This window comes from Microbacterium sp. NPDC076895 (assembly GCF_040687115.1).
In the GTDB taxonomy this organism is placed as follows: domain Bacteria; phylum Actinomycetota; class Actinomycetes; order Actinomycetales; family Microbacteriaceae; genus Microbacterium.
This window is the reverse complement of the sequence record NZ_JBFBMQ010000001.1, coordinates 294,679-305,862: the sequence shown is the minus strand read 5'-3', so window position 1 is coordinate 305,862 and position 11,184 is coordinate 294,679. Positions and strand designations below refer to the sequence as shown.

The 11,184-nt window shown below is 67.0% G+C and carries 13 protein-coding genes and 1 pseudogene; 9 read left to right on the top strand and 5 right to left on the bottom strand.

Features of this window, described 5'->3' with window-relative positions; all coding sequences use genetic code 11:
• Positions 1 to 25 precede the first annotated feature (25 nt).
• Positions 26 to 1,096, top strand: a complete 1,071-nt coding sequence (locus tag AB0O89_RS01535; protein WP_363493590.1) for a UDP-N-acetylglucosamine--N-acetylmuramyl-(pentapeptide) pyrophosphoryl-undecaprenol N-acetylglucosamine transferase — start codon at positions 26 to 28, stop codon at positions 1,094 to 1,096.
• Between the two features lie 112 nt (positions 1,097 to 1,208).
• Here the strand turns inward: AB0O89_RS01535 and AB0O89_RS01530 are convergent, their stop codons facing one another.
• The 5 genes from AB0O89_RS01530 to AB0O89_RS01510 are packed head-to-tail and all read right to left on the bottom strand — an operon-like array spanning position 1,209 to position 4,295.
• Positions 1,209 to 1,586 (bottom strand): GntR family transcriptional regulator, encoded by a 378-nt coding sequence (locus AB0O89_RS01530; protein ID WP_363493588.1) that lies wholly within the window; start codon positions 1,584 to 1,586, stop codon positions 1,209 to 1,211.
• The gene (locus tag AB0O89_RS01525; RefSeq protein WP_363493586.1) at positions 1,583 to 1,987 is read right to left on the bottom strand and encodes a hypothetical protein; all 405 of its coding nucleotides are present in this window, start codon (positions 1,985 to 1,987) and stop codon (positions 1,583 to 1,585) included. The genes AB0O89_RS01530 and AB0O89_RS01525 overlap by 4 nt, the downstream gene beginning before the upstream one ends.
• 3 nt (positions 1,988 to 1,990) lie before the next feature.
• The gene (locus AB0O89_RS01520) at positions 1,991 to 2,542 is read right to left on the bottom strand and encodes a hypothetical protein (RefSeq protein WP_363493584.1); all 552 of its coding nucleotides are present in this window, start codon (positions 2,540 to 2,542) and stop codon (positions 1,991 to 1,993) included.
• A gap of 53 nt (positions 2,543 to 2,595) precedes the next feature.
• Positions 2,596 to 3,930, bottom strand: coding sequence for a hypothetical protein (locus AB0O89_RS01515; protein WP_363493582.1), 1,335 nt, complete (start codon positions 3,928 to 3,930; stop codon positions 2,596 to 2,598).
• Positions 3,927 to 4,295, bottom strand: coding sequence for a helix-turn-helix transcriptional regulator (locus AB0O89_RS01510; protein ID WP_363493580.1), 369 nt, complete (start codon positions 4,293 to 4,295; stop codon positions 3,927 to 3,929). The genes AB0O89_RS01515 and AB0O89_RS01510 overlap by 4 nt, the downstream gene beginning before the upstream one ends.
• Positions 4,296 to 4,400: 105 nt before the next feature.
• On the opposite strand from AB0O89_RS01510, the gene murC reads away from it, so the two are divergent.
• The 8 genes and pseudogenes from murC to lspA form a co-directional block, all read left to right on the top strand.
• Positions 4,401 to 5,807, top strand: coding sequence for a UDP-N-acetylmuramate--L-alanine ligase (murC, locus tag AB0O89_RS01505; protein ID WP_363493578.1), 1,407 nt, complete (start codon positions 4,401 to 4,403; stop codon positions 5,805 to 5,807).
• Positions 5,808 to 5,983: 176 nt separating this feature from the next.
• Positions 5,984 to 6,952 carry an FtsQ-type POTRA domain-containing protein gene (locus AB0O89_RS01500; protein ID WP_363493575.1) on the top strand — a complete coding sequence of 323 codons (969 nt, stop codon included), beginning with the start codon at positions 5,984 to 5,986 and terminating at the stop codon, positions 6,950 to 6,952.
• 180 nt (positions 6,953 to 7,132) lie between these two features.
• Entirely contained in the window at positions 7,133 to 8,266 is a 1,134-nt protein-coding gene (gene ftsZ / locus AB0O89_RS01495) for a cell division protein FtsZ (RefSeq protein WP_363493573.1), read from the top strand.
• Between the two features lie 58 nt (positions 8,267 to 8,324).
• Positions 8,325 to 8,999, top strand: coding sequence for a YggS family pyridoxal phosphate-dependent enzyme (locus tag AB0O89_RS01490; RefSeq protein ID WP_363493671.1), 675 nt, complete (start codon positions 8,325 to 8,327; stop codon positions 8,997 to 8,999).
• Positions 9,000 to 9,030: 31 nt separating this feature from the next.
• A complete protein-coding gene (sepF, locus tag AB0O89_RS01485) occupies positions 9,031 to 9,495 on the top strand; it encodes a cell division protein SepF (RefSeq protein WP_228178597.1) in 465 nt (154 codons plus the stop codon).
• 3 nt (positions 9,496 to 9,498) lie between these two features.
• Positions 9,499 to 9,798, top strand: coding sequence for a YggT family protein (locus tag AB0O89_RS01480; protein WP_341579554.1), 300 nt, complete (start codon positions 9,499 to 9,501; stop codon positions 9,796 to 9,798).
• A gap of 97 nt (positions 9,799 to 9,895) precedes the next feature.
• Positions 9,896 to 10,483 (top strand): DivIVA domain-containing protein, encoded by a 588-nt coding sequence (locus AB0O89_RS01475; protein ID WP_363493570.1) that lies wholly within the window; start codon positions 9,896 to 9,898, stop codon positions 10,481 to 10,483.
• Between the two features lie 8 nt (positions 10,484 to 10,491).
• Positions 10,492 to 11,010: pseudogene (lspA, locus tag AB0O89_RS01470) on the top strand (signal peptidase II); the annotation flags it as partial.
• Positions 11,011 to 11,184: the final 174 nt, after the last annotated feature.

The following is an 11,184-nucleotide window of genomic DNA, read 5'->3' as shown; positions in this document are numbered from 1 at the left end:
CCGTGGGGCGAGATAGGGTCGGACGGTGACGACCTACCTGCTGGCCGGCGGCGGGACCGCCGGGCACGTGAACCCCCTGCTGGCCGTTGCCGACGGCCTCCGCGCGCGCGATGCTGATGCCGATGTGCGCGTCCTCGGGACAGCAGAGGGTCTGGAATCTCGGCTGGTGCCGCAACGCGGCTACGAGCTGCTCGTCGTCGACAAGGTGCCGTTTCCGCGGCGACCCGACCGTGCGGCAGCAACCTTTCCCGGCAGGTTCCGTCGCGCGGTCGCCCAGGTCCGTGAACACATCGCGAGGCACGAGGTCGATGTCATCGTCGGGTTCGGCGGATACGCGTCGGCGCCCGCCTACGTCGCCGCTCGGCGCGCCGGCATCCCATTAGTGGTCCACGAGGCCAACGCGAGACCGGGGCTTGCCAACCGACTCGGTGCGCGGCGTGCCGCCGGCGTGGGTGTTGCTTTCGAGGGGACGCCGCTGCCGCGGGCGCGACTGGTGGGGATGCCGCTTCGCCGCGAGATCGAGGATCTCGATCGGTCTGCCCTGCGTCGAGAGGGAGCCGCGCATTTCGGACTCGACCCCGACCGCCCGACGCTCCTGGTCTTCGGGGGGTCTCTCGGGGCGCTGCGGCTGAACACGGCCTTCGCCGGTTCCTGGCGCGAGGTGCTGGATGCCGGTTGGCAGCTGATCCACGTCACGGGCGACCGGTCTGACCTCGAGGACCCAGGCGTGTCGGGCTACGCCCTCCGCCGCTACGTCGACCGGATGGACCTCGCTTTCGCGGCGTGCGATTTCATCGTCTCGAGGTCGGGGGCCGCAACGGTCAGCGAGATCAGCGCCCTCGGCATCCCCGCCGTCTACGTGCCCTACGCCGTCGGCAACGGCGAGCAGGCGCTGAACGCTTCCTCGGCGGTGGCACATGGCGCCGCGGTCCTGATCTCGGACGCCGAATTCACCCCGGAGGCAGTCCGAGGCCGCATCCTGCCCCTGCTGACCGATCCCGACGAGCGGTCGCGGATGGCCGATCGTGCCTCGGAGATCGGCATCCGCACCGGCACCGAGAACCTCATCGCGATGATCGATGAGGCCCTCGCCTAGCCGTCGCCGCGCACGATTGCGTCGGAGACGCTGCCTTCTGTCGGATGGCTCAGGCTCGCGGATCCGACAGAAACGGCATCCTCCGACCGAATCTGGACCCGGCGCCGCGACCTCAGGCGGGGAGTTCGTCGGTTTCGGTCGTCTTGAGGGCCGCAATCACAGCCGCGACGGCCTGATCGGTGTCGACGCGCAGGCCACGGACCTGCTCCGCGAAGGCTGCGGCAGCTCGCTGAATCTGGCCGAGAGCGGCGTTCTCATCGACGGAGACGAACGTGCCGTGGCGGCCGCGGGTCTCGATGAGGCCCGCGGTCTCGAGCTCCCGGTAGGCCCGAGCCACCGTGCCCGGCGCAAGTCCGAGGTCGCCGGCGAGTCGGCGCACCGTGGGAAGCCGTGATCCCGGGGGCAGTTCGCCGCTCGCTATCGCCGCAACGTACTGCGCGCGCAGCTGCTCGAACGGAGGAGTGGGCGAGGCGGGGTCAATGACGATCATGCGCTCTCTCCCCGGGCAAGCTCGACTGGCGGGCTCGCGAGTCGCCGACTCTGAGGGCGGAATGTGGCTGGATAGCGCGATGCCGCCATCTTCCCGAGCCCCAGGGAGTACGTCACCTGGGCCGCGGCGATCAACACCGGAGTCCAGGTGCTCATGATCGTCGTGAGGTCCGGCGGGGAAACGGCGAGCGGGGTGAGCATGAGCGCTCCTGCCGCCATCCCCAGGGGCAGTGCTGAGGCCATCGTCGCGGCGCTGCGTAAGGTCCACAGCGCATCGGCGCGGAACAGGTCATCCCACGCGAGCTGAAGGTCATCGCTCGCGAGCTGCGGCCGGGACAGGACGACGCGCTCCAACACTTGCATCACGACGAAAACGATGATCGCGAAGGCGAGAAAGCCCACAGACTACCAGACGGTGTCGGTCGCGATGCGGCCGGGCTGCGCCATCCACCATGCGACGACAATTGCCACACCCGCGGCTGCGGCACCGAGTGCTATCGGGGCCAGAACACGCCGCCAGGGCTGCAGATAATCCCGCGCGGTGAGTTGCCGTGAGTGCGCGACGCGCGGGGCATCCGCGCTCGGCGCCCGCAGCTGATCGCGAATGGTCTCAGCCACTGAGGAGACAGTCAGTACGCCGATGACGATCGAGAGCGTGACCAGCCACATGACCAGTGACGAGCCCCACGAAGCGCCCCAAAGCACGAAGGGGCTCCAGACGACGAGCGCGACCAGCACGCCCCACATCGATGCGCGGCCGCGTCGACCGAGCCGCTCGCGCACCCGCACATAGTTCTCCCCCGTGCCGAACGGGAGCTTCGAGGACCGCGAATATTGCGCAGCCTGCTGCGCGCTCAGATTCCTCCGCCGACTGGCGATCAGGTAGATGATCGGCACCAGGGCCAGCGCGCACAGGATCACGGCGGTGAACCAGACCATGTCGAACTCGAAAGACATGTCTCTTTTGTATCAACATTGTCGCAATGTGTCGATACATTGACATGAATGGTTCAGGCGGGTTCGACCTGCACTCGCTGCTGCGCTGGTGCCCTCACACGCAAGAACACCACCACGATCGCAACGATCGGCGTCAGGATGCCGAGAACGGCCGCAAGCATCTGCCCGATGATCGGCAACGACACTGCGGCGATGAGGCTGATGGCCAGGGCGAGGGATCGGTTTCGCCACGAGGCGGCCCACACGAGCCAGACGATCGCTGCCGCCGGAAGAAGCCAGACCACGGCGCCGATCAGGCGAGGGTTGCCCGAGGGGAGCATCGTTCCCCATCCGGTCACGACGAGCACAAGAGTCAGTGCACCTAACGTTGCAGCCCCCCACACTGCCCTCTGCTGCGTCGCGGTCCGCCGCGGAGCGCGAAGAGCGAGAGCGAGGATGACGAGGATGCCGCACCCGGCCGCGGCACGCATGCCGACGATCATCGCCTCGGTGCCGTCGAGGCTCGTATACAGCGACCCCGAAACCGCGAAGGCGATCCCCAGGAGTGACGTGATGCCGGCGGCAATAGCGAGCGCGCGCGCTGCGCGTCGTCGTTCGACCACGTCCGCGTCGGTGTCGGCCGTCGAGGATGGGGGACTGCTGCGCTCGCGGTGGTCGGGCCAGGCGAGAGCGATGATCACGACAGCCCCGGCGGAGACGAGGAGCGTCGTGATCGGTGACGCGAGCATGACTGCCACGAAGGGAAGCGAAAGCGCGGCACCCATCATGCTCGTGACGACGATCAGTACCCGCATCCCGCGGCGACGCGGGAGCCGGTCGCTCATCGCGACGACGACCGCACAGGCTGCTGCTGTCGATCCGAGTGCGAGGAAAGCAGGAAACAGAGCCGCGAAGAGCGAGCGTGGGTCGCCGGCGTCTGCCTCATCAAAGCCGACGCCCCAGGACGCGAAGGCGAGTGCAGCGCCGGTTGTCGCCATCATGGCGATGCCAAGCGCGACGAGCGTGCGGGTTGGATCGAGATGAAGACGGTGCCGCGCGCAGGCGAGCGCGACTGTCCACCACAGAGCCGGAACCAGCCCGACCTGAGTCACAAGAATCGTCGTGGACAGCCAGGGGGTAGCGTAGGTGAGCCCGAACTGGCCAGCCGCTGCGACGAGCGCCGACAAGAACAGGGCTGCAACGCCTGCAACGCGCGCGGTGGTGGCGTCGAGCCGGGTACCCAGGCCCGCCAGTGCGGCCGCCATGCGCTCACCGCGCGATGGTGCGCGCAGACCGGCTGCGTCTGCAGCATCCATCGCGGTGCCCACGAACGTCGCAGCGTTCGCGTCGCGCCACCAGCGCGGGTACCAGCGGACGAGGCGCTCGAAGCGGTCTCGGTCGAGGCTCATGCCAGAGCGCTCCGCGGATGAGTGGGCCGCGGTCTCGCGCCCCCGCCTGCTGCGAGGCTCAGCGCCCTGCGCGCGGCGGCCACCCGCTGCTCGAGCTCAGCAGTTTCGCTCTCGAGCTGAGTCCGGCCGTGGGGTGTGAGGCGGAAGTAGCGGCGAGCGCGCCCATCCACGATCTCTTCCCCCGATTCCTCGACGGCGCCACTGGCAGTGAGGCGATCGAGGGTCGCATAGAGCGTCGCGGTCTTCAGCGTCGCTGTGCCCTGCGACGCCTCGGACACGCCTCGCAGGATGCCGTAGCCGTGCTGCGGACCGCTCGCGAGCGCCGTCAGGATCCAGAATGTCGTGTCAGGTCGAGAGGTGCTCATGTCTGCGAGCATATTCCCGATAACGGAATATAACAAGTGCCGCGAGCCAGCCACACAGCGCGCCGAGGGAGATCCACAGCGGGTCCGACCTAGGATTGTCGGGTCATGATCAGACCCGACCTCAGCCTCCCGATTCCCGAGTCCATCGAGGCAGCGCATTTCATCGGTATCGGCGGCTCGGGGATGTCGGGCCTGGCGGGAATGTTCCTGGATCGGGGCATCCGCGTCTCGGGATCCGACCGCGCTGACAGTGCGGCACTCCAGGCTCTCGCTGCCCGCGGAGCGCGCGTCCACGTAGGCCACGACGCTGCGCATCTGCAGGATGCCGACACCGTCATCCACACCGGGGCGATCTGGCCCGAGAATCCCGAATTCGTCACGGCGAAGGAACGGGGACTGCCCGTCATCCATCGTTCGCAGGCGCTCTATTGGCTGATCGGTCGCCGCCCGCTGGTATCTGTCGCGGGTGCGCACGGCAAGACCACCTCGACAGGGATGATCGTCACGGCGTTGCGTGCGCTCGGTGCCGACCCGAGCTTCGTCAACGGGGGAGTCATTGCTGATCTCGGTGTCTCGAGCGGCACCGGTGCCGACGACCTGTTCGTCATCGAAGCCGACGAGTCGGACGGCACGTTCTTGCTCTACGACACCGCGATCGCGCTCATCACGAACATCGACCCCGACCACCTGGACCACTGGGGCAGTCGGGAAGCCTTCGATGCCGCGTTCGCGAGCTTCGCGAACAAGGCGCGCGAGGCTGTTGTTCTCTCATCCGACGACGAGGGTGCGCGTCGCATCCTTCCCCACCTCACCCACCCGCGGGTCGTGACCTTCGGAAAGGCCGAGGACGCCGACGTGCGCGTGCACGGCATCCGCACCGACGGGCCTGTGTCGTTCGAGCTGACCCATGACGGGCGCACGGTCTCGGCCGCCCTGGCCATCCCCGGTGAGCACAACGCGGTAAACGCTGCGGGAGCCGTCGCTGTGCTCCTGGCCCTCGGGCATGACTTCTCCGACGCCGTGAAGGCCGTCGAGAGCTTCGGCGGAACGGTGCGCCGCTTCGAACTGCACGGGATCGAACGCGGCGTCAGTGTCTACGACGACTACGCCCATCATCCGACCGAGGTCGCCGCGGCCCTTGCTGCGGCCCGCACCGTCGTGGGTGATGGACGCATCATCGCGCTGCACCAGCCCCACACCTACTCGCGAACGCAACAGATGGCCGCGGAGTTCGCCGAGGTGCTCGAGACCCACGCGGATCACACCGTCGTGCTCGATGTGTACGGCGCACGAGAGGACCCGATCCCGGGAGTTACCGGCGAACTCGTCTCGCGCCGGTTCACGGATGCCGATCGCGTCCACTTCGAACCGGACTGGGCTGCCGCGGCTTCCTACACGGCTTCGGTCGCGCGGGACGGGGACTACATCATCACTCTCGGCTGCGGCAACGTCTACCTCATCATTCCCGATGTGCTCGCCGCGCTCGGCCAGCAGGGCGCACCGGCGGAGTAGCCGTGCGCCGGCCGACCCCGCTCCCGTCCTCCGGGCCTCCCTCGGGCTCTGACGACAAGGCCTCCTCGCCCCCGCAGTCCGGCGGGCGGGGGAGGCGCAGTAAGTCACCCGAAGCGGAAGTATCCGCCGGCGCTGAGCTGGCGGCTGAACCGGCATCCGTTTCCGTCGAGAGTGCCGTGACGGAGCCGATCGATCTCCGGGGAATTGCCGGTCCCGCGCCGATTTGGCCCCTTCCGCCGGATGCCGACACCGGCCTCCCGGCGCCGAATGCAGCATCCGTCCCTCCGGATCTGTCACCAGCGGGTATCGGAGGCGGAGAGCCTGGAGCCACCGACCCGCTCCCGGGAGAGTCGGACGCGTCGGAGGCGGCCGGGCCCGAAGCGGTCGGTATGCGCGACGTGTGGCGGGCTGCGCGTGCTCGGCGGCGTGCGCTCAAGTCCGAGGTGCGTCGATTCACCGTTCGCGCTCGTCGGCGACGCGCCGTGTGGCTGGGCTCCATCGCTGCTGTCGTGCTGGTCGCCCTGGGCAGTGTCGCCGCGGCATACAGCCCCCTCTTCGCGGTCGAGACGATCACGGTAGCGGGGGCTCAGCAACTGGATGCCGCGGCAGTGTCCGACGCGCTGTCGTCGCAGCTGGGTACCCCCTTACCGCTCGTGGACGAAAGCGCCATCAAAGCGGCGCTCATCGCGTTCCCGCTCGTCGAGTCCTACACCGTGGAAGCTCGACCGCCGCATGATCTGGTCGTACGGGTCGTTGAACGCACCCCGATCGGGGTCATTGCGTCCCCTGCCGGGTACACCCTCGTGGATGCCGCCGGAGTGGCGCTCTCGACCACGCAGACCCCCGCGCCTGGAAGGCCCGTGCTGCAGATCGCGGGTGGAACGGCATCCGAAGCCTTCGAGGCAGTCGGCCACGTACTGCGATCGTTGCCCGACTCGATCATGTCTCAGGTGACGGAGGCCTCGGCGACGACACCCAACGACGTGACCCTCACCCTCGGCGGAACCGGCACCCAGATCGTCTGGGGCAACGCTGACGAGTCCTCGAACAAGGCGGTCGCGCTGGCTGCGGCGATGAAGTCGCGGCCGCCCGACACGGTGTCGCGCTACGACGTCTCGTCGCCCTCAGCTGTCGTCATCCAGTGATCTGCTGAATGCACTGGCCCGAGCGGGCGCACGAACGAACGGGATGTGCGACACGCCCCCGCAAGCGCGCGGAATCGGGGGAGTCGACGCTTAGCTTCGTGTCTAGGAAATACATACCCAGCAATACTTTATACCTCCAGTTGAGGTTGAAGGTTGCAGGACACGAGCACAGGAGTCGGCATGAGCCAGAACCAGAACTACCTTGCAGTCATCAAGGTGGTCGGCGTCGGTGGCGGAGGCGTCAACGCCGTGAACCGGATGATCGAGCTCGGCCTGCGCGGGGTCGAGTTCATCGCCGTCAACACTGACGCTCAGGCGCTGCTGATGAGCGATGCCGACGTCAAGCTCGACGTCGGGCGTGAACTCACCCGAGGCCTGGGAGCCGGCGCCGATCCCGAGGTGGGGCGACGTGCCGCCGAGGACCACACGGAAGAGATCGAAGAAGCTCTCCGCGGTGCCGACATGGTGTTCGTCACCGCCGGTGAAGGTGGCGGAACCGGCACGGGCGGTGCGCCCGTCGTCGCGAAGATCGCGAAGTCGATCGGTGCGCTCACGATCGGTGTGGTGACCAAGCCGTTCTCGTTCGAAGGCCGCCGCCGCCAGAGCCAGGCCGAATCGGGTGTGTCGCGGCTGAAGGAAGAGGTCGACACCCTCATCGTGGTGCCCAACGACCGTCTGCTCGAGATCAGCGACCGCGGCATTTCGATGATCGAAGCTTTCGCGACGGCAGACCAGGTGCTGCTGGCCGGTGTCCAGGGCATCACCGACCTCATCACGACACCCGGGCTCATCAACCTCGACTTCGCCGACGTCAAATCGGTCATGCAGGGCGCGGGCTCAGCCCTCATGGGCATCGGTTCGGCGCGCGGCGCAGACCGCGCGATCAAGGCTGCAGAGCTTGCCGTTGAGTCGCCGCTGCTGGAGGCATCCATCGAGGGTGCACACGGCGTGCTGCTGTCGATCCAGGGGGGGTCCAACCTCGGCATCTTCGAGATCAACGATGCGGCGCAGCTGGTCAAGGAAGCCGCCCACCCCGAGGCCAACATCATTTTCGGTACCGTGATCGACGACACCCTCGGTGACGAGGTGAGGGTGACGGTGATCGCAGCAGGGTTCGATGGCGGTGAGCCGCAGACGCGCCTGGATGCCACGCCGGTGATCCGTCGTGAGCCCGTCGAGCAGCAGGTAGCCGCAAGCTCCGAGGACGAGCCGCAGCGTCCCGAGCAGCTGGCTCCGGTGCCCTCGATCTCGGATGCAGCCTACGATTCGGCGTTCGGGGACGACGACCTCGACATCCCGGACTTCCTGAAGTGACAGCATCCGCACCAGCGGGAGTGTGCGGCTCGAGGCGACAGGCGTGAGCGGGTCGGAGGTGCCGCTCGCTGATCGTCTCGCGTCGATCGACGACCGCATCGCCGCTGCCGCACGACAAGCGGGACGCCCAGCCGAAGACATCACGCGCATCGTGGTGACGAAGTTCCATCCCGCAGCGCTGGTTGATGACCTCTACGGCCTCGGCGTGCGCGACGTCGGCGAGAACCGGGTCCAGGAAGTTCTGGAGAAGGTCGCCGAGGTCGGAGATCTTCCCGACCTGCGGTGGCATTTCGTCGGGCAACTGCAGACCAACAAGGCACGAGCGGTTCGACGCGTGGTTTCGGTGATCCATTCACTTGACCGGGCGAAGCTCGCTGACGCGCTGGATGTCGAGGGTGAGGCGCCGCTGGACGTGCTGATCCAGGTGAACCTCACCGACGACCCCGGTCGTGGGGGAGTCGCTCCGGAGAATCTCTCAGCGCTCGCCGAGCACGCAGCAGGCTGCGCGGGACTGCGCGTCCGAGGCGTCATGGCGGTTGCTCCCCTTGACGAGGAACCCGCGGCGGCGTTCGAACGGCTTGCCGGCCACGCGCAGACCGTCCGCCGTGTCTTTCCGGATGCCACCTGGATCTCGGCCGGAATGACCGGCGATTTCGAAGCAGCAATTCATGCCGGCGCGACACACCTGCGCATCGGCACGGCAATCACGGGTCCGCGCCCTGTGCGCGGTTAACCTCGGAGCAGACGAGCAAACGGAGGATGCGATGTCGAACCCCTTGAAGAAGACCATGGTCTACCTGGGCCTCGCCGATGAGGAAGAGGTCTACGACGAGACGCCGGCGCCCGCGCCGACGCGCAAGTCTGCTGCGGCATCCGTCGAGAAGGCCGCTCCGGTCACGCCGATCCATCGCCCGGCGGTTGTTCGTCAGCCCGCAGTGGGTGCTCTCAACGAGATCGTCACGGTGCACCCCAAGCAGTATCGCGACGCTCAGGTCATCGCCGAGAGCTTCCGTGAGGGCGTTCCCGTGATCATCAACCTCTCGCAGATGTCAGACGCCGACGCACGGCGCCTCATCGACTTCGCGAGCGGTCTGTCACTCGGTCTGTACGGCCGCATCGAGCGCGTGACCAGCAAGGTCTTCCTGCTCTCGCCCGAGAACGTCGCTGTGTCAGGCGAGGGTGCCGTGGCGCAAGCGGATCCGGAGGCGGTTCCTTTCCCGCAGACTTGATACGTGAACGTCATCCAGATCGTCGCCGGAATCCTCAATGCGGCACTCCTGATCTACATTCTTGTGCTGCTGGCTCGGCTCATTTTCGAGTGGATCCCCGTCTTCGACCGTGAGTGGCGTCCTCGTGGCGCGATGCTGGTCGTCGCTGAAGGTGTGTACACGGCGACGGACCCTCCGATCCGTTTCCTCCGTCGTTTCATCCCGCCGTTGCGCATCGGAAGCGTTGCCATCGACTTCGCATTCGCGCTCACGATGCTGTCGTGCTTCATCCTCCTGTCGGTGACACGCGCCTTCGCAGGATGAATCCACCCACGACTATGCTTTGCTGTTATCAACCGTCCACAACCGCGTGCCGGAACGCACGATCGGCCAGTGGTCGGGCGAACAAAAGAGGGAAGAAATGCCACTGACTCCGGATGACGTCGTCACCAAGCAGTTCCAGCACGTCCGGTTCAAGGAAGGGTTCGACCCCGACGAGGTCGATGACTTCCTCGACGAGATCGTGGTCGAGTGGCGTAAGGCCCTGGCCGAGAACGAAGAGCTCAAGGCTCGTATCGCCGAGCTCGAATCGGGCGCTCCCGCCGCCCCCGCCGCACCTGTAGAGGCCCCGGTCGAAGAGGCCGCTCCCGCGCCCGCCCCCGCAGCTCCTGCGGGCACCCCGCTTCCCACGGTGGCAAGCGCCGGCCTGCTCGAGCTTGCCCAGCGCCTGCACGACGAGCACGTCGCCGAAGGCCAGGCGCGCCACGACCAGCTCATCGCCGAGGCCCAGGCCCAGGCCGCCTCGATCATTTCCGACGCTGAAACTCGCGGTCGCGACGAGATCGCCCGCATGGAGGCGAAGAAGGCCGAGCTGGATGCCCGCATCGGCGAGCTGCGCCAGTTCGAACGCGACTATCGTTCGCAGCTTCGCGGCTTCATCGAGGGCCACCTGAAGGACCTCGACTCCTCCTCGACCGACAGCGCGTCGGTCGCGAACATCACGAACTGAGGACGCTCTTGGCGTCTCGGCCACCTCTGCGTCACGCGGCGGCCGGCATCACGATTGCGCTGCTCGCAATCCTGGTGCTGGCCGTCGACCAGTTCACCAAATACCTTGCGCTGAGCAACCTCCCGCTGCAGCAATCGGTTCCCGTGCTCGGGGAATTTCTGCAGTTCTACTTGGTCAAGAACCCGGGTGCAGCCTTCTCGCTCGGGGAGGGATACACCTGGATCTTCACGATTGCCCTCGCGGTGGTTGCCGGTGTGATCGTGTGGCTCGCCGTGACCCGCGTGCAGTCACGCCTCTGGGCGATCGTGCTCGGACTGCTGCTCGGAGGTGTGCTCGGAAACCTCACCGACCGCCTCTTCCGGGAGCCCGGATTCCCCGTGGGGCACGTCGTAGACTTCATCAACACACCGTGGATGTGGTTCTGGATGAGCCCCGCCATCTACAACGTGGCCGACATCTTCATCGTGTCGATGATGATCGGCGTGGCCCTGCTCGTGATCGTAGGAGTACAGATGGACGGCAAGCGACACCATCACCATGAAACGAATCCCGCCGAAGAGGAGACCATTCTCGGCGCCGCTGGGGACGAATTTCCTCCCGGTGGCGGTGTCGCCGGCGGGTTCGACTCGGAGTTCCCCGTCGCCGACCCCTACGCGGGCGTGCCTCGCGACGAGATTGGGCTTCCTCCGCTCACGGAGGCC

Excerpts from the sequence above, each read along its gene's own strand:
- AB0O89_RS01530 (WP_363493588.1), bottom strand. The coding sequence starts at position 1,586 with ATGATCGTCATTGACCCCGCCTCGCCCACTCCTCCGTTCGAGCAGCTG.
- AB0O89_RS01520 (WP_363493584.1), bottom strand. The coding sequence starts at position 2,542 with ATGTCTTTCGAGTTCGACATGGTCTGGTTCACCGCCGTGATCCTGTGC.
- AB0O89_RS01515 (WP_363493582.1), bottom strand. The coding sequence starts at position 3,930 with ATGAGCCTCGACCGAGACCGCTTCGAGCGCCTCGTCCGCTGGTACCCG.
- AB0O89_RS01510 (WP_363493580.1), bottom strand. The coding sequence starts at position 4,295 with ATGAGCACCTCTCGACCTGACACGACATTCTGGATCCTGACGGCGCTC.
- murC (WP_363493578.1), top strand. The coding sequence starts at position 4,401 with ATGATCAGACCCGACCTCAGCCTCCCGATTCCCGAGTCCATCGAGGCA.
- ftsZ (WP_363493573.1), top strand. The coding sequence starts at position 7,133 with ATGAGCCAGAACCAGAACTACCTTGCAGTCATCAAGGTGGTCGGCGTC.
- sepF (WP_228178597.1), top strand. The coding sequence starts at position 9,031 with ATGTCGAACCCCTTGAAGAAGACCATGGTCTACCTGGGCCTCGCCGAT.
- AB0O89_RS01475 (WP_363493570.1), top strand. The coding sequence starts at position 9,896 with ATGCCACTGACTCCGGATGACGTCGTCACCAAGCAGTTCCAGCACGTC.